Here is a 20,824-nt window from a genome sequence, read left to right as displayed (position 1 = left end):
TCCGCCCGACGATCCCGACCACAGGACAGCCCACCGTGCGCACCGCCACCGTGACGCCCGAAGGCGACCGCATCCACTGGGTCGAGCTCCCCGGTCCTGAGTCGGCCCTCCTGCGGCGGCTGCAACAACAGTGGTGAGGGCTCTCGAACCGCAATCGCCTACGAGTTGGTGGCAGATGCCTGGAACCACGGTCGGATGGCCAACAAACGCATCGAGGCGTGGATTTGCCCCGCTTGCCCCTTCGGGGTTTCCATCGGCACCGCAACCTCGCTGGCCAACGATGTGTTGGCGAACCAGGTCTGCGTGCCAGTGATGCCGTGTGAGGTCATGCATCGCAATGTTCGAACAGCGTGCTATCGGCAGTTCTGGTCGACTGATGATCGTTGCTGCGTCGTACGGGGCGGCTCTTCCGGCTCCTGATCGACATCATCGCGGGTCCAGTCCACGACAGATGCTGGGTAACTCTGGCAGTCGTGCAATGCTCACGTCGGGCGGTCTGAACCGAGGGTGTTCATTTCTGCGCGGAGTTCCGCTGGCGTGCGCCACGAAGCCCCACGGTGGCTGCGATGGCACATGCGGTGGCAGTTGCTGCAAAGCAGTGCCAAATCCTCAGGTTTCGTCTCGCGAGGCCCTGAGATGTGCAGGGGAAGTGTGTGATGGACCTCGATGTAGTCCGCCCCGATTCGTCCGTAGACCTCACGGAAGTCGAAGCCGCACACTTCGCACCGGATCTCCTGCCCACGCCTCCGCACCTGGTCGATCTTCCGTTGGCGAAGGCCGGGCGAACGTTCGCGATAGGTGGCCCAGCGAGCGAGAAGCCGGCCTTCCGAGGCTCCGACCTCGGTCTCCTCGTCGTGAGGAACGGGGACGATTTGGAGTTGGCCCGTGCCGATCCCTGTGCGGATGGCCTCCGCCTCCGCGAGAAGCACGGCTGGTTGTGCCAAGAAGTCCGCCACGATCTGTCGGGTGCCTCGACCGCCCTTGGTCGCCGCCCTTGGATAATCCGGATGGATCGTCGCGATGTCAGTGGTCTTGCGACTCACGCTGTTGGGTGAACGGAACCGCGGATCAGTGGCGGCATGCCTGTGGAGAGGGAGCGCTCGCAGCAGTTCGGACAGCTCAGTGACCCTGATGTCTGCCTGGCGGAGTTCGGCCCAGTCGTTCTCGGCGACCAGCGCGCACGCGAGCAGCAACTCGTCTCGACTCCAGGGGATTCGCGGCATGAAGGCATAGTACAGATGTTCGCAACATTGCTGATCTTGTGGACGCCTTTTCTCTCGTTGGCGACAGTGAGCGATGCAGGCAGAACCAGAAGCAGATGAGGCCGGTCTGCACGTGACGGGCGGGGCCGCCGGTGCGGGACGCGGAACGCCGGTCGACGCAATTGCACCCCGCCACCGGACGCATCAGCGTGCCACCTACGCATCCCGTCAGCCCCAGGTTGCCCTCGCTGAAGTAAGGCCAGACGGGCGCTGAATGCGGCGGTGGACCTTCGCTTCCGTGCCGAAGTAAAGCGTTGCCTCAGCGGCCGCGCCTCCTGAGTTCGGCCGCGTCGGCTCAGGCAGGGCGGGGAAAGCCGTTGTATTGTCACGCCCTCTGCGAGCGCTTGTGCTCGACCTCTGCCGCGACCCGTGCGGCCACCTCCGTCGCGGCCTGGTGTTCCCAGAACCGGAGGACCGTCCAGCCGTCCTCGACGAGGCGAGCTGTCGTGTCGGCGTCCCGGGCCACGTTCTTGCCGAGCTTCTCGTGCCACCAGTCCGCGTTCGCCTTCGGCTTCGTGGCGTGCTGCGGGCAGCCGTGCCAGAAGCACCCGTCGAGGAAGACGGCCACGCGCGCCTTGGTGAAGGCGATGTCGACGGAGCGCCGAGGCAGCTTCGGGATCTTCCACGCGACCCGGTAGCGGAGGCCGGAGGCGTGCAGCAGCCTGCGAACGGCCAGCTCCTGCGCTGTGTCGCGACGGCCCTGGAGCTTCATGCGGGCCGAGACGGCAGGCGACGACGGTTCGACGGAGCTCATGAGGCGATTGTGCTACGAGGCACTGACAGTGGTCGTACCTTCAGCGATCTTGGTCCCTCCCGGTCCCCGCGATCGGACTCTGCTCGATCGACGGCGTCGGCACGGAGCCCGCGACCGTGACGCGGGGACGGAGCGGAGGGTTCGTGCCGGGAAACGGGAGGTGGGCGCGGCTGATCGAGCTCCTCGGCGGGACGGCGACGGCGATGGGGGGAGGGCCTGGCGCTACCCGGTGGGAGAGCGGGCGGTTCTGGGGGGTCTCGTCGAGTCGGCCGGGGCCGGTGTGTGAGCGGCTAGCGGCTCGAGGCGTGGGCGTAGCTCTGCGAGATGGCCACGCCGTCCGCGCCGTCGCTGCCGGTCTGGCCGTCCACGCCGTCGCGCGCGTTCGCGCCGTTCGCGCCGTTCGCGTCGGTCCGGCCGTCGGGGCGATCGGGGGGCTCGGGGGCGTACCCGGAGGTGACGGGTCGGCTGCCGTCGGAGGTGCAGCTGCTCTCCGCCGAGACGGCGTCGCCGTTGGTGGAGGTGACGGAGACGGACACCTCGCACGACGTGGGGTCGACGGCCCGGCTCGGGGCGGGACGGGGACGGTCGGGACGGGGCGGGGCGGCCGAGGGCTGGGGCGCGGCGGCGGCGTCGGCGCCCGACGGGGGCGGCGGCTGGGGGGAGGGCGGCGGAGGGGACGGCGACGGGGTGCGGGAGGGGGACGGGGCGGTCCTCGACGAGGTCGACGCCTCCGGTGCGGCCAGGTTCGCCTGGCCGCTCGTGTTCCGGCTCACCAGCGTGGCGCCGCCCGCGACGAGGACCGCGACCGCCAGGCCGACCGCGACCGCGCCGGCGACCCGCCGGTGCGACCGACGGGTCTGACGGGCCCGATGTCGCCGGTCGGTCCGAGCGGACGGGTGCGCGTTCGCCGCTCGGTGGCGTCGGGTCTCCCTCGGGAGGGAGCAGGTCTCCGCGTAGGCGGTCCCGAAGGAGCGGAGGGTCGCGCGCGCCAGGGCGAGCGCGGGGTCGGTCGCGAAGGCCCTGAGTTCGACGAGAAGGGACGCGCAGTCGTCGCAGGTGGCGACGTGCTGCTCCAGGTCGGTGCTGCGCCGCGGGTCCGCGGGGTCGGCCGCCACTTCGAGCAGGCGCGAGAAGCCCCGGCACAGCGGGTCGGTCGCGTTCCTGTTCCGCGCGATCACCCTGCGGCGGAGAGCGGCTCGCGCGTCCGCTATCGCCTCGTCGACCTGGCTCGCGGCGATGCCGGTGAAAAGGGAGACGGCGTCCTGGGGTTCCTTCTCGACGAGATGCAGCCACAGGACGTCCTGGGCCTGTCTCGGCAGACTGGCGAATCCTTCGGAAAGCCTGGGAAGCCGGGATCCGTCCAGGGGAAAACCGGCGGGGGTGCGGACGGCGCCTCCGCCGTGTCGGTCCGCCCGGCCGCCGCCCGCGAACAGGCCCCTTTCGGTGGTCAGGGATTCGAGGGTCAGCCGCAGCAGATGGTGCCGGCACCCCACGGTCGGAATGCGTCCCTGCGTGACGGCCATGATGAATCGTGACAGTGCGACGTCGGCCACGTACTGGCTCGTCGGCCCGTCCTGTATGCAGATACGGGCGAAAGACATGACGGCGGGAAGGTGGCGGCGCCGTATTTCGGCCGTCACCCGTTCCGTGGCCTTGAAATCGATGACCGCAAGCCATAAGAGCTGGGCGTCGGACAACGATGCCATGCGGCTCGGCGGGATTTCACTCACTCGACTGCCCCTGCTCCGTGAATGGGAGATGCGCCATCGTGCGGCAGGTGCGGCAGTTCCCACCGCTCGATGGACTTGGTCCGTACCATGACCGGTCGATGGTGCGTTTTCCGGGGAGCGAGACGATATCCCATCGGGTCGGCGAGAACAGCCCTACCGGCCGGTAATAAACGCTGGCCGAGAACCCGCCGCCCGCCTCGGCCGTCAGCGCAGGTCGAGGCGCATGAGGACCCGGGGGAAGCCCGCCAGCTTCGACGTCGTGTCCGCGGCCCAAGTGAAGCCCGCGCGTTCGAAGTTGGCGCGGAGGCCGACGTAGGCCATCGTCTGGTCGACGGGGGCGCCGGCGTTGTCGAGGGGGTAGGCCTCGACGGCGGGCGCGCCGTGGGTGCGGGCGAAGTCGACCGCGCCGGCGATGAGGGTGTGGGAGACGCCCTTGCCGCGGTGGCCGGGCCGGACGCGGACGCACCACAGCGACCAGACGGGCAGGTCGTCCACGCGGGGGATGACGCGGCTGCGGGCGAAGGACGTGTCCGCGCGCGGGGCGACGGCGGCCCAGCCGACGGGCTCGTCCCCGTCGTACGCGAGCACGCCGGGCGCGACGTCCGCGCGGCACAGCTCGGCGACGTACTCGCCGCGGGCCGGGCCCTGCAGCTCGTTGTTGAGCTTCGACGGGATCCGGTAGCTCAGGCACCAGCAGACGCTGGCCTTGGGGGACTTGGGGCCGACGAGGGCGCGGACGTCGTCGAAGACCGCGGCGGGGCGGACGGTGAGAGCCATGGGCGTCACGATGCCATGACGCCCCGCCGTACGGTGCGCACCCGGCCGCTCCGGCCGGACGGCCGCGGGCCGGTCCGCCGCCGGACCTACGCCCCGCGCCCCATGCGCCCCGCCCCGGGGCCGACTAGCGTCTCGCCCCATGCAGAGCACCGACCCCACGCCCCGCGACACCGCCGCCCGCCGGCGCGACATTCTCGAACGGCTCGACGCCGAGCGCGATATCTGGGTGGCGACGTCGCATCCCGAACACGGGCCGCACCAGGTGCCGTTGTGGTTCCTGTGGGACGGCCGCGCGGTGTGGGTGTGCACGGCGGCGTCGTCCGCGACGGTGCGGAACGTGCGGCGGGAGCCGCGCGTACGCCTCGCCCTGCCGGACACGTTCGACGTCGTCACGCTGCAGGGCGACGCGGAGCTCCACCCCGCCCCCGACGTGCCCGCGCACGCGGCGGACGCCTTCGCGGCGAAGTTCGGCTGGGACCCGCGGACGGAGGAGCGGCCGTACGCGTACGTACGCGTCGCGCCGCGGGTGGTACGGGCCTGGCGCGGGGAGCGCGAGCTGCGGGGGCGGGTCGTCATGCGCGACGGGGCGTGGGCGGAGTAGCCGCCTGTACGGCCCGCCGGAAGACGGCACACCCCGCTGGGAGACGGCACACCCCGCTGGAGGACACCGCGCCCCGCCGGGAGACGACCCGCGCCACGTCCCGCGCGCCCCGCCCCCTCAGAACGCGAAGGAGTTGTGCGGCTCCGGGTCCGTGCGGAACATCCGGTCCAGCCGGGCGACCGCCCCCTCCGCGTGCGGCGTGATCCGCCCCGCGTACGCCAGGTGGTGGGCCGACATCCCGCCGAGGTAGAGCGAACCGAGCGCCGCGGGCGAGACCGTGAGGTCCGCCGGACCCTCGACGGCCGCGCACGAGGACGAGACGCCGTCCGACCGCAGCCGCCACGTGCCGTTGTTGGCCGGACACATCCGGTCGCCGTCCACGGCGATCGTCAACTCGCCTGCCGAATAGGCCCGCTGGGACAGTGAGCCGGGCACGTCGAGGAGTCGCGCCCACAGGTTGTCCGACTGCCGGGTGACCCGCATCGCCCGCGGGTTCGCGAGCATCCACCGCAGGGGCTCGTCGCGCGGCCGGGTGTGCGCGACGACCTTCCGGGTGAGGTCGAAGTCGAGGAGCAGCGTCCACAGGGCGCGGTACGCCGCCGGGTCCGCGGCCTCCAGCGCCTCGACGACCAGTGTTCCCGCCTCGGCGGTCGTCGAGCCCCACGGCAGACGAAAGTTGGCGATCCCGTCCGCCTCACCGGACGGCGATCGGTGCAGGAGGTAGCGCAACGGCCCGTTCGTGCCGTCCGGTTGGTCCGTCAGGCGGTCCCATCGGCCACGTATCGCGCTGAGTTCACCGACCCGAGCCGCGCGCACCCGCGCGTGCACCACGGGCCAGCACTCCCGCGCGCGGGCCGCGTCGACCAGTTCCAGCGACCCCGGATCGGGCGGCGCGGGCAGGAACGCGGCCTCCCCGCGGTCGATCTCCCACCGGGTGCGGTAGGTCGCCGGGCCGTACCCGTACCGGCCGTAGATGCCGCCCTCGCTCGCGCTGAGCATGGCCAGCGGCTCGCCGCGGTCCAGGGCCGCGTCGAACATCGCCTGCATCATGCGGCGCAGGTGGCCGCGGCGGCGGTGGGTGGCGAGCACGGCCGTGGAGGTGACCCCGGCCATCGGGACGGCGCCGCCGCCCGGGACCGTCACCTCGAAGGAGAGGGCCGCCGAGGCGCCGACGCACGCACCGGAGTCGAAGGCCGCGACCGGGTGGAAGCGCGGGTCGTCGAAGTCCTCCTCCACCCACCGGTCGAGCTGCTCGGCCGTCGCCGGGGCGCGCTGCGGCGGCCACGGCTCGGGGCCGCCGTGCCAGGCCGCGTCGGCCGGCTCCCACTGGGGCAGTCCGTTCGCGTACGGCAGGACCCGGTAGTACGCGTGCATCTCGTCCCGGCGCGGCGGGCGTACGTCAGCGGCCATGGTGACCATGGAGTCACGACCGGCCGCCGCCGTTCAACCGGATAAGCCACCGGGTCAGGCCGCCCCGTGGCACTCCCGGTACTGCTCCCCCGAGCCGCACCAGCACGCTGCGTTGCGTTCCGGGGGCCAGGGGAGGGCACGGCCGCGGGCGGCGAGGACGGTGGCGTACTGGGGGAGCAGGGCGGGGTCGTCGGGGGACGCGGACTCCGAGGCGGCGAAGGCCTCGTAGGAGGGGAGCGAGCCGGCGACGGTGCCGACGTTCGTCGTGCCCGTCGCGACCAGCTCGCGCAACGCCTGCTCGACGGCGGCGAGATGGATCGCGTGGTCGGTGTACTCCTCGCCGAGCGCCGGGTACGCGGCCAGCAGCTCGGTGAACTCGGCCGCGGGCCAGTGGAGTACGGCGACGGGGAACGGGCGGGAGAGCGCGGCGCGGTACGTGCCGAGCTCCGCGCGGAGCCGGCTGATCTCGGCGCGCAGGTCGGCGGGGTCGGAGGAGCCGAGGGCCCACAGCCGCTTGGGGTCGTGCAGCTCGTCGAGGGAGACGGGGGAGCGGTGCAGCCGGTCGGCGAGCACGTCCCAGTCGTCGTGGCCCTCGCCCTGCAGGCGGCGCACGCGGTGCCGGCCGACGAGCAGCGAGACGGCCTCGTAGGGGACGTTCTCCTCGTCGATCAGCAGCTCGGCGCCGCGGGTGAAGCACTCCTGCGCGAGCGTGAGCTCGTCGTGCGACTCCAGCGTCTCGGCGACGATCTCCCACGGCGCCGCCTCGCGCGGCTCCGCGCCGCGGATGCCGTCGATGATCGCGCGGGCCTCGGCGGCGTGGCCGTACTCCCACAGGTTCGCGGCCTTCAACGCCTTGATCAGGTGCGGGCGTTGGGGTCCGCCGGCCAGCAGGCCGTCGTAGAGCGCGGTCGCGCGCTCGCGGTCGCCGGACAGCTCGCGGTGGGCCGCGGCCTGGAGCAGCAACTGCTCCCTGTCCTCCGGGTACTGCTCGGCGGCGCGCTCCAGGCGCTCCGCGTCGGCGGTGTGGGTGGCAGGCGTGTCGGGGCGCATGACCCATACGGTACTGCGGCGGGGGGCGAGTTCGGAGGGGTGGGACGCGGGGGCGGTCGAGGTGGGGAGTCCGCGGGGACCGAGGGCCGGTCGGCGGTGGCGGTGGCACCATGACGCGGGGTGTGGACCGTCCGCCGGACACGCTGAACCCGGCACCGGCGGGGTGACCTCGTACCTCGTCGACAAGAGCGCGCTGGCCCGGCTGCACCTGCCCGCAGTGCGCGACGTCATGGTGCCGCGCAGGGAGCGGGGGCTGATCGCGCTGTGCGGGGCGACGCGGGCCGAGATGCTGTTCTCGGCCCGCAATGCCGAGGGCCGCGCCGCCTGAAGGGGCAACTCGACTCGGCCCTGGCGAGGGCGGACACCCCCGACGATCTCTGGCGACGGGTGGAGGAGCTGCAGGAAGCGCTGACCGAGAAGGGACTTCACCGGTCGGCCTCCATCGCTGATCTGATCGTCGCGGTGACTGCGGACGCCCACGGGCTGACGGTGCTGCACTACGACGATGACTTCGAGACCATCGCGAAGGTCACCGGCCAGCCGGTTCGACGGGTGGTTCCGCCGGGGACGGTGTGAGTCCTGATCGTCGGCGGGCGACAGGCCGATCGGTCGATGCCGGTGGTCGCATCGGCCGAGCAGGTCGTCGGGCCGCTGGTCGACGAGGGGGACCGGCCGCTGTACTTCGGTGCGCTGCTCGCGGTGAAGAACGTCACGATCATCCCGTACACCATGATCCTTCTGGTCGGGGTGGCGCGGAAGCCGCTGGTCAGTGGGTACCCGGGGCGACGGGGCGGCCGGTCGCCGAGGAGGCGGCCGAAGCGGCCCGCCCGATTGTCAGTGGGGGCCGGTAGTGTTTTGGCAGTGAGTTCGATCGACTGGGACAGCGGGGAGCGGAGGGGACGATGAGCGGGTTCAACGCGTACCGGCAGTTGCGGCTGCTCGGGCTGCTCGCGTTCCTGCTGGTCAACCAGCTGCTCGTCGCCGAGACGGGGATCGCCGCGGCCGTGACGGTCGCGGCGACGGCTGCCGCGGGGGCGGCCATCGCCGCGTGCGCGGTCGGCGCTGTGCTGTGCGCGCCGCGCGTGCCGCCCCATCGCATACGGACCGCGATCCGCGATCGCGAGCTGCGCACCGCGTTCCTGCCGCAGCGGGACCCGGACGCCCGAGGCCGCCGCCGGCCGCGCGCGCCGGGCGGGCCCCTCCTGACGGCCGGGTAGGGGCGCGTACCCCTCGCGCGCCGCGGACGCACGATTCCGCGAGCGCGCCTCCCGACGCACGGCACGGCACCGCATGCCCTGTGCACCGCATGCCCTGTGCACCGCACGCCTTGTGCACCGCACGCCTTGTGCACCGCACGGTTCCGCCGCCACGCGCCGCGACCCACGCAGCGCCCCTCACGGCTCGTCACGCCGAGTTGGTTCCACCACGTCTCCGGCACGACGGGACCCCAGGAGGGCTCACCCATGACCGTATTCGCCGACCTCGTCGAGCACCTCGCCGACCTGCTCGAACCCCTCTTCGCGGCCTCCGCCGCGGCCGCCGCGATTGTGCTGTTCACGATGTGCGTGCGGCTCGCGATCCACCCGCTGTCCCGGGCCGCCGCCCGCGGGCAGAAGGCGAAGGCGCGACTCGCCCCGCAGATCGCCGCGCTGCGCAAGAAGCACGGCAAGGACCCGCAGAAGCTGCAGAAGGCGATCATGGCTCTGCACGCCGAGGAGAAGGTCTCCCCGGCCGCCGGCTGCCTGCCGAGCCTCCTCCAGGCGCCCGCGTTCCTGCTGATGTACCACCTGTTCTCCAACCGGCAGATCGGCGGCGAGCCGAACACCCTCCTCGGGCACGAGCTCCTCGCCGCACCCCTCGGCGGCCGCTGGCACGACGCGCTCGCCGACGGCGGCCCCTTCGGGCCGGCCGGCCTCGTCTACCTCGCGCTGTTCGCGATCGTCCTCGCGGTCGCCACGTTCAACTACCGGCGGACGAAGACCCAGCTCGCCACCGTCCCCTCCGGTGCGGCGCCCGCCGCCCCCGGGATGGCGTCGATGACCCGCATCATGCCGTTCATGTCCTTCCTCACCCTGCTCACGGTCGTCGCCGTCCCGCTCGCCGCGGCGCTCTACGTCGTCACCAGCGCGGCGTGGTCGGCGGCCGAGCGGTACTTCCTGTACCGCGACATGCCGTCGGCGAGCGCGACGGCGGCGGGGGCGTTGGCTTAGAGGCGCGGGGCGCGGGGCGCGGGGCGCGGGGCGTGTGGCGCGGGGCGTGGCGCGGGCTGGGGCCGGACGCCCGGCGGCCGTCGAAGGGCGGTGTCAGTGGCGGGGCCTAGCATCCGCCCATGAGCATGATCGGAGAGTACGCCCGCCTCACCCCCGCCGAGCTGGACCGTGCGACGGCCGACCCCGAGTGGGCCGAGGAGCTCGTGCAGGGGATGGTCGACGCCGAGGAGGAGGCGGGGCCCGGCGGGGCGGCGGATCCCCGCTGCCACAGCACCTACAAGACGTGGCACGCGCTCGAGTTCCTGCTGAAGCGCGCCGGTTTCCCCGTCGACGTCGTCTTCGGTGAGGAGGCCGTACCCGGAGCCGAGGACTGGGGTTATGGACCGCCCCGTTTCCTCGGCCCGGAGCGGGTGCGCGTCGCGGCCGAGGCCCTCGCCGCGACGCCGCCCGCCGCTCTGGTCGAGGGCGTCGGGCCGAAGGACCTCGCCGCGGCCGAGGTCTACCCCGCCGGGGTGTGGGAACGCGGTGAGTCCCTCGACTGGGTGACCAGCCACTACGAGGTGCTCGTCGCCTACTTCCAGTCCGCGGCGAAGGCCGGCGACGCGGTCGTCATGTGGCTCGACTGACGGCGGCCGCGCCCGTCCAGCGCGTGAACGGGGGGTTGTGGCCGCGGCGCGTCTCTTGGAGGATCGGCCGAGTCCGCCGGCGGCCGCTACCCGCCCGGCGGGCGCTCGGCCCTACACAGGGGAGTGCACGGACGTGAAGCTGCTGCGAGTGGGAGAGGCGGGCCGGGAGCGCCCGGCGGCGCTGGACGCGGAGGGAGTGCTGCGGGATCTGTCGGGGGTGGTCGGCGACGTCGACGGCGCGCTGCTCGCGGACGACGCGGCGCTGGCGCGGGTACGGGAGGCCGTCGCCGCAGGTGCGCTGCCCGTCCTGCCGGCCGAGGGGCTGCGGATCGGGCCGCCGGTCGGGCGGATCGGGAAGATCGTGTGCGTGGGGCTGAACTACCACGACCACGCGGCCGAGACGGGCGCGGCGATCCCCGAGGAGCCGATCCTCTTCATGAAGGCGCCGGACACGGTCGTCGGCCCCGACGACGTCGTCCTGATCCCCCGCGACTCCGTCAAGACGGACTGGGAGGTCGAGCTGGCCGTCGTCATCGGCCGCACGGCCCGCTACCTCGACTCCGCCGCGGACGGTCTCGCCGCCGTCGCCGGGTACGCCGTCGCGCACGACGTCTCCGAGCGCGCGTTCCAGATCGAGCGCGGCGGCCAGTGGGACAAGGGCAAGAACTGCGAGACGTTCAACCCGCTCGGGCCGTGGCTCGTCACGGCCGACGAGATCCCCGACCCCCAGGCCCTCGGCCTGCGCCTGTGGGTCAACGGCGAGCTCAAGCAGGACGGTCACACGTCGCAGCAGATCTTTCCCGTCGGCGAGGTCGTCCGCTACGTCAGCCGGTTCATGACGCTGTACCCCGGCGACGTCGTCAACACCGGCACCCCCGCCGGCGTCGCGATGGGCGCGCCGGAACCCAAGCCGTACCTGCGGGCCGGTGACGTCGTCGAGCTGGAGGTCGACGGCCTCGGCCGGCAGCGGCAGCAGCTGAAACAGGCGTAGCCGACGGGGCGGGGCGCCGAACGGGTGCCCCGCCCCACACCGGCCGCCCCGACGGCCTTGCGCCGCATCAGCCGCCCACGCATTCGGGCCCCAGCGCGGCCGGCCTCCACCGGACCCCCCGCCCGAACCGAACCCCCCGGCCCGAACCGCCCCCCCGCCCGGACCGGACCCCCGCCCGAACTGGACGCCGCCCGGCCGAGGTGCCGCCCCGAAGCCGGGGCCTGCGCCGCCTCTCGCGGGCCCTCGCCGAACCCCGGAGCTTGCCCCGAATCCGGGATCGCGCCGCGTTCCACGGGCCCGCCCCGAATCCGGGATCGCGCCGCGTTCCACGGGCCCGCCCCGAACCCGGGGTTTCCCCCGAGCCCGGGACCCGCGCCGAGCCCCGTGGGCCGTTCCGAGACCGGGGCCGGCTTGGCCCCCGCCCCGCCTGCCCCGCCCCGGACCCGGATTCGAACCCGGGCCCCGCCCCGAACCCCTGCGCGCCGAGCTCGCGCCCCCGCGTAGAGTCCTCGCAACCCAGCTCCCGGAGGGACCCGCACATGCGAATCGTCGTGGACGACCTGTCCGGGCCGCGGATCGCCGCGTTCCTCGCGGACCACGTCCGGCAGATGCGGGAGATCACCCCGCCGGAGAGCAAGCACGCGCTGGACATGGACGGGCTGCGCGCGCCCGACGTCACCTTCTGGTCCGTCCTCGACGGCGACGAGGTGATCGGCTGCGGCGCGCTCAAGCGGCTCTCCGCGGACCACGCCGAGCTGAAGTCCATGCGCACATCCCCCGCCCGCACCCGCGGCGGCGTCGCCTCCGCCCTCCTCGCCCACATCCTCGACGAGGCCGCCCGCCGCTCCTACCGCCGCCTCAGCCTCGAAACCGGCTCCGCCCCCTTCTTCCTCCCCGCCCGCCGCCTCTACACCAAGTTCGGCTTCACCCCCTGCGCCCCCTTCGCGGACTACCGCCCGGACCCGAGCAGCACGTTCATGACGCGCGAGCTGTGACGGGGCACCGCGGCCGGTCCGCACGACCAGGGGGCGATGTCAGTGGCCCCTGAGATGCTGACCCGGTCCGGATGACCGAGGTCAGGGGTGGCACATGGGGACATGGGGGACGGGGCCGTCGTAGTCGTCGATGTGCACGGCGTCGAAGCCGAGGCGGCGGTGGAAGGCGACGGAGCCGGTGTTCGCCGGCGAGGTCACCGCGCGCAGGCGGCGTGCTCCCTGGCGCCGCGCGGCCTCGGCGAAGGCTGCGTGGAGGCGGCGGCCGAGGCCGGTGGAGCGGGCGTCGTCACGGACGGCGACCAGGTGGACGTAGCCGGTGCCGGCGGGGGTGACGAAGCCGAGGAGGTAGCCGCGGATGCCGTCGGGGGCGCGGGCGACCAGGCAGGTCTCGGGGAACTCGTGGACCAGGGTGGAGAGATGGAGCGGGCGCAGGTCGCGCCCGCCCCAGTAGCGCGGGTGGTCGGCGAGGACCTGGTGAAGGTCGGTGATCCCGGCCGGGGTGATCTGGATGCCCATGGAGGCGATCATGGCACCCGGCCGGGGCCGCCGACCCGCTCAGCCCCGCGTGAGGTACGTGCGCAGGGCCTGCACCACCAGGGCGTGGTCGTCGAGTTGGGGGAGGCCGGAGACGGTTGCCACGCCGACGACGCCGGTGTCGCGGACGGTGAGGGGGAACGCGCCGCCGTGCGCGGCGAAGACGGCCGGGTCCAGGCGGGAGGACTCCTCGAAGGACGAGCCGCGCTCGCGGAAGCGGGTCCCCACGAGCAGCGAGCTGGCGCCGTAGCGCTCGACGACGCGGCGTTTGCGGTCGATCCAGTCGTCGTTGTCCGCGGAGGAGCCGGGCAGGGCGGTGTGGAAGAGGAGCCGGGAGCCGCGGTGGACGGCGATCGCGACGGGGGCGTCCTGGGCGACGGCGAGCTCGCGCAGGAGCGAGCCGAGGTCCCAGGCGTCCTCGAAGGTGAGGCGCGGGAGGACCAACTCCCGCTCCTGGGCCTCGATCTCGGCGACCGACGGCGCGGGCGCGGACGCGGTCACAGCGTCACCGTCACGTTCTCGCGCGCCGAACGGCGGGCGGCTTCGAGGACGTCGAGCGCGGCGGCGGCCTGCGACGCCGGGACGGGGTTGCCGCCCGTCCCGCGCACCGCCGCCGCGACGGCCGCGTAGTACGCCGGGTAGTCGCCCGGACGGGTCGGGACGGGCTCGCCGCCCCCGGTCGCCGGGGACTCGCCCGCACCGAGCCGGCCCCAGGCCTCCGCGGGCTCCTCGCCCCAGCCGGAACCGTCCTGACCGGGGCGCGCGCCCTCGCGCAGCGCGGCCTCCTGCGGGTCGAGCCCGTACTTCACGTAGCCGGCGCGCGAGCCCAGGACCCGGAAGCGCGGGCCGAGTTGGGGCGTGACGGCCGAGACGTAGAGGTGCGAGCGCACACCGGACGCGTGCGTCACCGCGATGAACGTGTCGTCGTCCGCCTCCGCGCCCGCGCGGCGGACGTCGGACTCGGCGTAGACGGCGGTCGCCGGGCCGAAGAGGACCAGCGCCTGGTCGACGACGTGGCTGCCGAGGTCGTAGAGCAGGCCGCCGATCTCGTCCGGGTCGCCGGACTCGCGCCAGCCGCCCTTCGGCTGCGGACGCCAGCGCTCGAAGCGCGACTCGAAGCGGGTGACGTCGCCGAGCGAGCCGTCGGCGATCAGCGCCTGGAGCGTCAGGAAGTCGTTGTCCCAGCGGCGGTTCTGGAAGACGGAGAGCAGCAGCCCGCGCTCCTCGGCCAGCGCGGCGAGCTCGCGCGCCTCGGCGGCGGTGCCGGCGACCGGCTTGTCGACGACGACCGGCAGCCCGGCCTTCAGTGCGGCGGTGGCGAGCGGCACGTGCGTCTTGTTCGGCGAGGCGATCACGACGAGGTCCAGCTCGTCGGCGCGCGCCCACAGCTCGTCGGGCGACGCCGCGAACCTGACGTCCGGGAAGGCGTCGCGGGCCTGAGCCTGCCGCTCCGGGTTCGAGGTGACGACCGTGTCGAGCACGAGTCCTTCGGTGGCGCTGATCAGCGGGGCGTGGAAGACGGACCCGGCGAGCCCGTAGCCGATGAGGGCCACGCGGAGAGGGGCGCCGGCCCCGTTCTGTGCGTCATTCGTCATGCCCGCCACTTAAGCAACGCGGTTGCCAAAGTGCAAGCGACGACCACAATGGGGCGTGTGAACAGGCGAGACGCACACCCGACGGGTGCAGACGAGGCCGGGGACCGCGCGGGGCGGAGCAGGACCGACGCGGCGGGCCCCGGCGGCGGGCCCGATCGCGCGGTGCCCGCGCGTCCCCCCGGCGCCCCCGTCGCGCGCGGACGCGGCGCCGCCGTCGTGCTCGACCTGCTGCGCGGCGCGGGCGCGGACGGGATCAGCCGGCTGGAGCTGGCCGAGCGGGCCGGGCTCACCCCGCAGGCGGTCAGCAAGATCACCGCGCGGCTGCGGGCGGAGGGCCTCGCCCGCGAGGCCGGCCGGCGCGCGTCGACCGGCGGCAAGCCCCGCACCGTGCTGCGCCTGGTCCCGGACGCCGCGCACGCCGTCGGCGTCCACCTCGACCGCGACGAGCTGCGCGCCGTCCTCGTCGACCTCGCCGGCGCCACCGTCGCCGCGCACCGCACCCCGCTCGACTTCGCCGCGGGACCCGAGGCCGCCGTCGAGGCGGCGGCGGCCGCGACGGAGCACCTTCTACGGGAACGGGCGCGTCCGGACAGCCCCGCACCGGCCGTGGCCGCCGTCACCGCACCCGCCGTCCACCGACCCGCCGCCGGCCCCCGCGGGCCGCTGGGGGTCGGGGTCGCGCTGCCGGGCCCCCTCGACCACCGCACCGGCGTGCTGCACCGCGTCACCGGCCACCCCGAATGGGACGGCTTCCCGCTGCGCGACACCCTCGCGCGGCGGCTCGGCGGGACGCCCGTCGTCGTGGACAAGGACACCAACGCCGCCGCGCTCGGCCCGGCGCTGCGCCGCGCGGCCGGCGAGTCGTTCGCGTACCTGCACCTGGGGACGGGGCTCGGGGCCGGGCTCGTGCTCGGCGGCGCGGTGTACCGGGGGAGCCGGACGGGGGCGGGGGAGTTCGGGCACCAGGTGGTGCAGCTCGACGGTCCGGTCTGCGGGTGCGGGCAGCGCGGGTGCGTCGAGGCGCTGTGCCTTGCGGCCGTCGAGCGCGGGGACGTCGCCGGGGCGGCGCGCGTGCTCGGGATCGGCGCGGCGAACCTGGTGAGCCTGCTCGACATCGACCTCGTCCTCCTCGGCGGGCGGACCGTCGCCGCCGACGAGACGGCGTTCGTCGACGGCGTCGCCGCGGTGCTCGGCGAGCGGGCGCGGCGCGAGGGCGGGCCCGCTGTGCCGGTGCGGGCGGCGGGCGGCGGGGTGCGGGGGGTGGCCGAGGGGGCGGCGCAGGCGGTGCTCGCGCCGCTGTTCGGGCGGACGGACCGGGCGGACGGGGCGGGGTGAGCCGGGCGGGGTCATCGCGGAGGCCCCGCCCGCTCGGCCGATGGAGGGGTTCGCGGTCGGCGCACGGTCGTGTCATGAGCTGTTGATCATCCCGGTGTGGGACGGTCGCGGTCCGTTCCGCGACCAGGAGGGGGCCTCCCGTGCGCCTGAGCCCGCGTCATGCCTGCGCCGTCGCCTCCGCGCTCGTCGCCGTCGGGCTCGGCGGGTCCGCGGACGCCTCGCCCGCCCCCTCGTGCGGCACCGCGGACAGCGCGGCGTTCGCCGTCGGGAGCGAGATCCACGACGGGCCCGCTCGCTACACCGCGGGCGGCGCGCCCGGGCACTGGTCCGTCGAGCTGACCAACACCTCCTCGCGGGTCTGCCGGGACGTGCACCCCGTGCTCGTCCTGCTCGACGAGCGGCGGTCGCTGCGGCCGGAGCAGATCCGGATGGGGTTCCGGGAGCCGGCGGACCCGGCGGGGCGGTGGCGTCCGGTGCGGTTCTCCGAGACGGACGCGGACGAGAACGTGGGGGTCTTCGACGCGGGATTCCGGGGGCTGACGCTCGCCCCCGGCGAGACCGGCACCCTCGACGTGCGGCTCGCCTTCACGGCGGGGACGGCGCCGGACCGCGTGGTCGTGCGGGCGGCGCTGGTGCAGCGGCGGGGGGACGACGGGGAGTGGGTGGGGGAGTCGCCCGCGTACCGGTTCGACGTGGGGGTGGGGGCGGGTCGTCCGCCGCGGCGCGACGGGGTGCCCCCGCAGGACGCGGGTGCCGGGGTCGGCCCCGGGGCGGGCAAGGAGCCCGGGGCGGCGGCCCCGGCCCCCGGCGGCGACGGGGCCGTCCCCGAGAGGGCGGACGGCTCCGCGGCCGGGGCGGCGGGAGCGGAACTGGCCGCGACCGGGCCGCGAGCCCTGGCCCGACTCGGCCTGGCGGCCGGGGGGCTCGTCCTCGCCGGAACGGTGCTCGTGCTGGCTGCTCGGCGGGTCCGCCCCTGACCGGGGTTCCGCCCCGGTCGTTCCCCCCACCCGCCCCTTCCCGCGCCATCGATGCGCAGCTCCGCTGCGTGGCCCTCGGGCGGGCGCCGTTCCGCCTGCCGGCGGGTACCGGGCTCCGCCCGGCGGCCTCGAACCTCCCCGAGCTCTCGACTTCGCTCGAGCAGGGGAGACCCCATCGCCGGGCTGAGGTCTCCTGCGCCCCCGGCGCGAGCGACCGCCCCCACCGGGGCGAAATGTAGGCTGGCCGCGCAGGCCACAGGGCGTGCGGGGAGCGGAGGGTGAGGGCCGATGAGCGAGCGCAGGCCGATCGAGGCGTGGCTGACGGACATGGACGGCGTGCTCGTTCAGGAGGGCGTGCCGATCCCGGGCGCGGACGCGTTCCTGAAGCGGCTGCAGGACTCGGGCAGGCCGTTCCTCGTGCTGACGAACAACTCGATCTACACCCCGCGCGACCTCAAGCGCCGCCTGGACCTGATGGGGCTCGACGTGCCCGTCGACAACATCTGGACGTCCGCGCTGGCGACCGCCCAGTTCGTGGACTCGCAGCGGCCCGGCGGGACGGCGTACGTGATCGGGGAGGCGGGGCTGACGACCGCGCTGCACGAGGTCGGGTACACGATGTCGGACATCGAGCCCGACTACGTGATCCTCGGCGAGACGCGGGTGTACTCGTTCGAGGCGATGACGAAGGCCGTGCGCCTGATCAACGCCGGCGCGAAGTTCATCTGCACGAACCCCGACGAGACGGGCCCCTCCGCCGAGGGCCCGCTGCCCGCGACGGGCTCGGTCGCCGCGCTGATCGCGAAGGCGACCGGCAAGGAGCCGTACTACATCGGCAAGCCGAACCCGTTGATGATGCGGCACGGGCTGAACAAGATCGGCGCCCACTCCGAGGCCGCGGCGATGATCGGCGACCGGATGGACACCGACGTCCTCGCGGGTCTGGAGTCCGGCATGGAGACGTTCCTGGTGCTGACCGGGCTCAGCAGCCGGCAGAGCATCGGCAGGTACCCCTACCGCCCCACGCACGTGGTCGACTCGATCGCGGATCTCGTCGAGCTCATCTGAGACCGGCTCCGACCTGCGACGACGCCGGAGCGCCGGCTTCCGGAGCGGCTCGGGATGCGGAATCGCGCGACCCGGAGGAATCTTCTCAGCAGGAGGTTCACCATGCGTCCGCATCTGCTCACCATCCGTGCCGTCGGGGCGGCGGCCTGCATCCTCACCCTGGCCGGAGCGCAGACCGCGCTCCTCGCCCCCGCCGCCCACGCCGAGGGCGACGCCGGCACGATCACGGTCACCCCGTCGAGCGCCCACCCGGGCCAGGCGGTCGACCTGCGGGTCTTCGGCTGCACCGGGACGACCGGCCAGGCGGTCTCCGAGGTCTTCGTCTCCGACGCGCACCTCGGCCCGTCCGCCGACCAGGACAGCCTGTTCGCCGAGGCGACGGTCAAGGCCACGGCGACGCCGGGCGAGTACCGGGTCTTCGCGAACTGCGGCGGTGAGGAGGCCGCGGCGCAGGGCACCCTGCACGTGCTCGACGCCCCGCCGTCGCCCGACCCGTACGCGAGCCCGGTCTCGGCCGTCCACGCGGGCGGCGGGGGCACGGCGACGATGCTGGCGGCCGGCCCCCTCGCGCAGACGGACGAGGACGAGGGCAACGGCCCCGGCGCCCGGCACGCCGTGATCGGCCTCGCGCTCGCCGGGGTCGCCGCGGTGGCCGTGGCCGCCCGCAGCGTCCGGCGGCGGCGCGGGCAGGGCTGACCGTGTCCGAGGAGGCCCCCGCGCCCGGGCGCGGGGGGTGGATGACCGCCCTCGCCTGGGCGCTGCTGCTGTGCGGGCTGTGGCTGTGGGGCCGCGACGTCGCCGACGTCCCGCGGCCCGTCTCGGGCCCGACGACCGGCGACATGGCGGCCGTCGGCCGCCCGTTCACCGCCGCCCTGCCCGCGGCCCACGAGCCGCTGGCCGGGCGGCCGGCGCCCCGCCGGGTGCTCGTCCCCGCGCTCGGCGTGGACGCGCCGGTCGCCGCCCGCGGCCTGGACGCGTCCGGGGCCGTCGAGCCGCCCCCGTTCGACCGGCCGTCGCAGGTCGGCTGGTACGGGGCCGGTACGGCGCCCGGCGCCGCCGGGCCCGCGATCCTCGTCGGCCACGTCGACACCGCGAGCCGGCCGGCCGTCTTCCACGACCTGAGCGCGGCGGAGCCCGGGCACGAGATCCGCGTGGAGCGGGCCGACGGGACGGTGGCGGAGTTCACCGTCGACGACGTCGCCGTGGTCGAGCGCGACGGCTTCGACGCGCACGCGGTCTACGGCCCCCACCGCGCGGGCCGCGCCGAGCTGCGGCTGATCACCTGCGGGGGGACGTACGACCGCGCGGCGGGGACATACAGCGCGAACGTGGTGGTCTCGGCGTACCTGACGGGCACCCACCGCAGCTGAACCGCGGCCGGCGCCGGTCGCAGACCCGCATCCGCGGGGGGACCTGACGCGCACTCACCCGGTACGACCCGGCCCGGCCGGCGGTCCGCTCCCCCCGGGGGCACCGCCGGCCGGGCGGTCCTCGACCGCCTCGGGCGCCGGGGTCGCGGGAGAGCCCCGGGCCGGGCAGGAGGTCGCGTTCCGCGGGGCCGGGACGCGGTCCCGGCCGGGCGGCCCTCGCAGGGTAAACCCACCGGGGCCGCCCGGCCCAGGGGGATTCCGGCACCTTCCGTCCGGCGTCCGGTGTCTGGCGAACCGAGCGCCGGGTAGCAGCCGTCCTGAGAAGAGTGAAGCGAGATCCGCCCGCCCGCCCCGTCGTCCGGCTGTGTCAGGATTGCCGGGCGGGGGACGCGCAGGGTCCGGCACGGCAGAGCGGCACACAAATGCGGCCGCGAGGGGGAGTGGGATGTACGGCAGGCACGGTCGCAGGGGTACCCGGTGGCGGGCGGGAATGGCGGCGGCGGGCGCGGCTGCGCTGCTGCTCACCGCGTGCTCCTCGGACGGCGACGGCGGCAACGGCAAGAGCGGCGGCGAAACGTCCGGCGGCAGCGGCGGGATCGGCCAACGCCCCGCGGACGTCTCCTCGTTCTGGGTCAACCCCGACAGCACCGCGGCGCGGCAGCTCGCCGACTACGGCGACGGCGAGAAGGAGAACGCCGAGCTCATCCGGAAGATCGCCGAGCAGCCCGCCGCGGAGTGGATCAGGCCGGAGGACCCCGAGGAGCAGGCCCGCGGCTACACCGAGGCGGCCGGCGAGGCCGAGCGGGACGCCGTCCTCGTCCTCTACAACATCCCGCACCGCGACTGCGGTCTGCACTCCGCGGGCGGCGCCGCCGACGGCGACGAGTACCGGGCGTTCGTCGACGGTGTCGCCAAGGGCATCGGCGACCGGCCCGCGACCGTGGTCCTGGAGCCCGACGCCGTCCTGCACATGGTCGACCGGTGCACCGACCAGAAGTACCACGAGGAGCGGTACGCGCTGCTCGGCGAGGCGGTCGACAAGCTGGGCGCGCTGAAGAACACCAAGGTCTACCTGGACGCGGGCAACGCGGGCTGGGGCGACACGGAGCAGATCTTCGAGCCGCTGAAGCGGGCCGGGGTCGAGCGCGCGGACGGCTTCTCCGTCAACGTGTCGAACTTCTACACGACCGAGGAGTCGATCCGCTACGGCAAGGAGCTGTCGGCGAAGGTGGGGAACAAGCCCTTCGTGATCGACACCAGCCGCAACGGCAACGGCCCCTACGACGGCGGCGACCCGGCCCAGAAGTGGTGCAACCCGCCCGGCCGCGCGCTCGGCGAGACCCCCACCACCGACACCGGCGACGAGCAGGTCGACGCGTTCCTGTGGATCAAGCGGCCCGGCGAGTCCGACGGCGAGTGCCGCGGCGGCCCGCCGGCCGGCCAGTGGTGGCCGGACTACGCGCTGAAGCTCGCGAAGGCGGCCGCGTAGCGCGGGACCGGACGTACGGCGAAGGCCGCCCCCTCCGAGGAGGGAGCGGC

Annotated in this window: 24 protein-coding genes; 15 read left to right on the top strand and 9 right to left on the bottom strand. The window is 74.4% G+C overall.

The features are described from left to right. Positions 1-482: 482 nt before the first annotated feature. From ACFWEG_RS11300 to ACFWEG_RS11285, 4 genes are all read right to left on the bottom strand, one after another. A complete protein-coding gene (locus tag ACFWEG_RS11300) occupies positions 483-1,223 on the bottom strand; it encodes an HNH endonuclease (protein ID WP_387212271.1) in 741 nt (246 codons plus the stop codon). Between the two features lie 364 nt (positions 1,224-1,587). Further along, positions 1,588-2,016 (bottom strand): very short patch repair endonuclease, encoded by a 429-nt coding sequence (locus tag ACFWEG_RS11295; RefSeq protein ID WP_387212268.1) that lies wholly within the window; start codon positions 2,014-2,016, stop codon positions 1,588-1,590. Positions 2,017-2,306: 290 nt separating this feature from the next. Further along, on the bottom strand, positions 2,307-3,539 hold the full coding sequence (locus tag ACFWEG_RS11290; RefSeq protein ID WP_387212265.1) for a hypothetical protein: 1,233 nt from the start codon (positions 3,537-3,539) through the stop codon (positions 2,307-2,309). 411 nt (positions 3,540-3,950) lie between these two features. Next, positions 3,951-4,523: a GNAT family N-acetyltransferase gene (locus ACFWEG_RS11285; protein WP_387212262.1), complete on the bottom strand. Its 573-nt coding sequence runs from the start codon at positions 4,521-4,523 to the stop codon at positions 3,951-3,953. 139 nt (positions 4,524-4,662) lie between these two features. Between ACFWEG_RS11285 and ACFWEG_RS11280 the strand changes: the two genes are divergently transcribed. Continuing rightward, a complete protein-coding gene (locus ACFWEG_RS11280; protein WP_387212259.1) occupies positions 4,663-5,124 on the top strand; it encodes a pyridoxamine 5'-phosphate oxidase family protein in 462 nt (153 codons plus the stop codon). 117 nt (positions 5,125-5,241) lie between these two features. On the opposite strand, the gene ACFWEG_RS11275 is transcribed toward ACFWEG_RS11280, so the two are convergent. Then, positions 5,242-6,534 carry a GNAT family N-acetyltransferase gene (locus ACFWEG_RS11275; protein WP_387212256.1) on the bottom strand — a complete coding sequence of 431 codons (1,293 nt, stop codon included), beginning with the start codon at positions 6,532-6,534 and terminating at the stop codon, positions 5,242-5,244. A 54-nt stretch (positions 6,535-6,588) separates the two neighbouring features. After that, a complete protein-coding gene (locus ACFWEG_RS11270; protein WP_387212253.1) occupies positions 6,589-7,584 on the bottom strand; it encodes an SEC-C metal-binding domain-containing protein in 996 nt (331 codons plus the stop codon). Positions 7,585-7,747: 163 nt separating this feature from the next. Here ACFWEG_RS11270 and ACFWEG_RS11265 point away from each other — a divergent pair, with 163 nt between their 5' ends. From ACFWEG_RS11265 to ACFWEG_RS11230, 8 genes are all read left to right on the top strand, one after another. Beyond that, positions 7,748-7,912, top strand: a complete 165-nt coding sequence (locus tag ACFWEG_RS11265; protein ID WP_387212250.1) for a hypothetical protein — start codon at positions 7,748-7,750, stop codon at positions 7,910-7,912. Positions 7,913-7,971: 59 nt separating this feature from the next. Then, positions 7,972-8,160: a PIN domain-containing protein gene (locus ACFWEG_RS11260; RefSeq protein WP_387212247.1), complete on the top strand. Its 189-nt coding sequence runs from the start codon at positions 7,972-7,974 to the stop codon at positions 8,158-8,160. 36 nt (positions 8,161-8,196) lie between these two features. Next, positions 8,197-8,490 carry a hypothetical protein gene (locus tag ACFWEG_RS11255; protein ID WP_387212244.1) on the top strand — a complete coding sequence of 98 codons (294 nt, stop codon included), beginning with the start codon at positions 8,197-8,199 and terminating at the stop codon, positions 8,488-8,490. After that, the gene (locus ACFWEG_RS11250; protein ID WP_387212241.1) at positions 8,487-8,801 is read left to right on the top strand and encodes a DUF6412 domain-containing protein; all 315 of its coding nucleotides are present in this window, start codon (positions 8,487-8,489) and stop codon (positions 8,799-8,801) included. The genes ACFWEG_RS11255 and ACFWEG_RS11250 overlap by 4 nt, the downstream gene beginning before the upstream one ends. Positions 8,802-9,047: 246 nt before the next feature. Beyond that, on the top strand, positions 9,048-9,794 hold the full coding sequence (locus ACFWEG_RS11245) for a YidC/Oxa1 family membrane protein insertase (RefSeq protein WP_387212238.1): 747 nt from the start codon (positions 9,048-9,050) through the stop codon (positions 9,792-9,794). Positions 9,795-9,913: 119 nt separating this feature from the next. Continuing rightward, positions 9,914-10,420 (top strand): YfbM family protein, encoded by a 507-nt coding sequence (locus ACFWEG_RS11240; protein WP_387212236.1) that lies wholly within the window; start codon positions 9,914-9,916, stop codon positions 10,418-10,420. A 133-nt stretch (positions 10,421-10,553) separates the two neighbouring features. Continuing rightward, complete coding sequence (locus ACFWEG_RS11235) at positions 10,554-11,411, top strand: fumarylacetoacetate hydrolase family protein (RefSeq protein WP_387212233.1); 858 nt, start codon at positions 10,554-10,556, stop codon at positions 11,409-11,411. Positions 11,412-11,950: 539 nt separating this feature from the next. After that, positions 11,951-12,406, top strand: coding sequence for a GNAT family N-acetyltransferase (locus ACFWEG_RS11230; protein ID WP_387212230.1), 456 nt, complete (start codon positions 11,951-11,953; stop codon positions 12,404-12,406). Positions 12,407-12,487: 81 nt separating this feature from the next. On the opposite strand, the gene ACFWEG_RS11225 is transcribed toward ACFWEG_RS11230, so the two are convergent. Genes ACFWEG_RS11225 through ACFWEG_RS11215 form a run of 3 tightly spaced genes read right to left on the bottom strand, consistent with a single transcriptional unit; the run spans position 12,488 to position 14,535 of the window. Next, positions 12,488-12,934 carry a GNAT family N-acetyltransferase gene (locus tag ACFWEG_RS11225; RefSeq protein ID WP_387212227.1) on the bottom strand — a complete coding sequence of 149 codons (447 nt, stop codon included), beginning with the start codon at positions 12,932-12,934 and terminating at the stop codon, positions 12,488-12,490. A 27-nt stretch (positions 12,935-12,961) separates the two neighbouring features. Beyond that, positions 12,962-13,441 (bottom strand): heme-degrading domain-containing protein, encoded by a 480-nt coding sequence (locus ACFWEG_RS11220; RefSeq protein WP_387212225.1) that lies wholly within the window; start codon positions 13,439-13,441, stop codon positions 12,962-12,964. Next, on the bottom strand, positions 13,438-14,535 hold the full coding sequence (locus tag ACFWEG_RS11215; protein WP_387212222.1) for a Gfo/Idh/MocA family oxidoreductase: 1,098 nt from the start codon (positions 14,533-14,535) through the stop codon (positions 13,438-13,440). Before ACFWEG_RS11215 ends, ACFWEG_RS11220 begins: the two co-directional genes overlap by 4 nt. A 48-nt stretch (positions 14,536-14,583) precedes the next feature. Here ACFWEG_RS11215 and ACFWEG_RS11210 point away from each other — a divergent pair, with 48 nt between their 5' ends. The 6 genes from ACFWEG_RS11210 to ACFWEG_RS11185 all read left to right on the top strand — a co-directional run bounded on the left by ACFWEG_RS11210 (position 14,584) and on the right by ACFWEG_RS11185 (position 20,774). Further along, positions 14,584-15,870 carry an ROK family protein gene (locus ACFWEG_RS11210; RefSeq protein WP_387212219.1) on the top strand — a complete coding sequence of 429 codons (1,287 nt, stop codon included), beginning with the start codon at positions 14,584-14,586 and terminating at the stop codon, positions 15,868-15,870. Positions 15,871-16,010: 140 nt separating this feature from the next. Then, a complete protein-coding gene (locus ACFWEG_RS11205) occupies positions 16,011-16,847 on the top strand; it encodes a hypothetical protein (protein WP_387212216.1) in 837 nt (278 codons plus the stop codon). Positions 16,848-17,135: 288 nt separating this feature from the next. After that, entirely contained in the window at positions 17,136-17,915 is a 780-nt protein-coding gene (locus tag ACFWEG_RS11200; protein WP_387212213.1) for an HAD-IIA family hydrolase, read from the top strand. A 102-nt stretch (positions 17,916-18,017) separates the two neighbouring features. Beyond that, on the top strand, positions 18,018-18,611 hold the full coding sequence (locus ACFWEG_RS11195) for a hypothetical protein (protein WP_387212210.1): 594 nt from the start codon (positions 18,018-18,020) through the stop codon (positions 18,609-18,611). A gap of 41 nt (positions 18,612-18,652) precedes the next feature. Beyond that, positions 18,653-19,285 (top strand): class F sortase, encoded by a 633-nt coding sequence (locus ACFWEG_RS11190; RefSeq protein ID WP_387212207.1) that lies wholly within the window; start codon positions 18,653-18,655, stop codon positions 19,283-19,285. 445 nt (positions 19,286-19,730) lie between these two features. Then, positions 19,731-20,774 (top strand): glycoside hydrolase family 6 protein, encoded by a 1,044-nt coding sequence (locus tag ACFWEG_RS11185; RefSeq protein ID WP_387212204.1) that lies wholly within the window; start codon positions 19,731-19,733, stop codon positions 20,772-20,774. The last annotated feature ends 50 nt before the right edge of the window (positions 20,775-20,824 follow it).

The organism is Streptomyces sp. NPDC060194 (assembly GCF_042728285.1).
Taxonomy (GTDB): Bacteria; Actinomycetota; Actinomycetes; order Streptomycetales; family Streptomycetaceae; genus Streptomyces.
The sequence above is the reverse complement of the archived record's forward strand: the minus strand, read 5'-3'. Positions and strand labels throughout refer to the sequence as shown.

Coding starts and splice junctions, on each gene's coding strand:
- ACFWEG_RS11300 (WP_387212271.1), bottom strand. CDS start 1,223: ATGCCGCGAATCCCCTGGAGTCGAGACGAGTTGCTGCTCGCGTGCGCG.
- ACFWEG_RS11295 (WP_387212268.1), bottom strand. CDS start 2,016: ATGAGCTCCGTCGAACCGTCGTCGCCTGCCGTCTCGGCCCGCATGAAG.
- ACFWEG_RS11290 (WP_387212265.1), bottom strand. CDS start 3,539: ATGGCCGTCACGCAGGGACGCATTCCGACCGTGGGGTGCCGGCACCAT.
- ACFWEG_RS11285 (WP_387212262.1), bottom strand. CDS start 4,523: ATGGCTCTCACCGTCCGCCCCGCCGCGGTCTTCGACGACGTCCGCGCC.
- ACFWEG_RS11280 (WP_387212259.1), top strand. CDS start 4,663: ATGCAGAGCACCGACCCCACGCCCCGCGACACCGCCGCCCGCCGGCGC.
- ACFWEG_RS11275 (WP_387212256.1), bottom strand. CDS start 6,534: ATGGCCGCTGACGTACGCCCGCCGCGCCGGGACGAGATGCACGCGTAC.
- ACFWEG_RS11270 (WP_387212253.1), bottom strand. CDS start 7,584: ATGCGCCCCGACACGCCTGCCACCCACACCGCCGACGCGGAGCGCCTG.
- ACFWEG_RS11255 (WP_387212244.1), top strand. CDS start 8,197: ATGCCGGTGGTCGCATCGGCCGAGCAGGTCGTCGGGCCGCTGGTCGAC.
- ACFWEG_RS11250 (WP_387212241.1), top strand. CDS start 8,487: ATGAGCGGGTTCAACGCGTACCGGCAGTTGCGGCTGCTCGGGCTGCTC.
- ACFWEG_RS11245 (WP_387212238.1), top strand. CDS start 9,048: ATGACCGTATTCGCCGACCTCGTCGAGCACCTCGCCGACCTGCTCGAA.
- ACFWEG_RS11240 (WP_387212236.1), top strand. CDS start 9,914: ATGAGCATGATCGGAGAGTACGCCCGCCTCACCCCCGCCGAGCTGGAC.
- ACFWEG_RS11230 (WP_387212230.1), top strand. CDS start 11,951: ATGCGAATCGTCGTGGACGACCTGTCCGGGCCGCGGATCGCCGCGTTC.
- ACFWEG_RS11225 (WP_387212227.1), bottom strand. CDS start 12,934: ATGATCGCCTCCATGGGCATCCAGATCACCCCGGCCGGGATCACCGAC.
- ACFWEG_RS11215 (WP_387212222.1), bottom strand. CDS start 14,535: ATGACGAATGACGCACAGAACGGGGCCGGCGCCCCTCTCCGCGTGGCC.
- ACFWEG_RS11210 (WP_387212219.1), top strand. CDS start 14,584: ATGGGGCGTGTGAACAGGCGAGACGCACACCCGACGGGTGCAGACGAG.
- ACFWEG_RS11200 (WP_387212213.1), top strand. CDS start 17,136: ATGAGCGAGCGCAGGCCGATCGAGGCGTGGCTGACGGACATGGACGGC.
- ACFWEG_RS11195 (WP_387212210.1), top strand. CDS start 18,018: ATGCGTCCGCATCTGCTCACCATCCGTGCCGTCGGGGCGGCGGCCTGC.
- ACFWEG_RS11190 (WP_387212207.1), top strand. CDS start 18,653: ATGACCGCCCTCGCCTGGGCGCTGCTGCTGTGCGGGCTGTGGCTGTGG.
- ACFWEG_RS11185 (WP_387212204.1), top strand. CDS start 19,731: ATGTACGGCAGGCACGGTCGCAGGGGTACCCGGTGGCGGGCGGGAATG.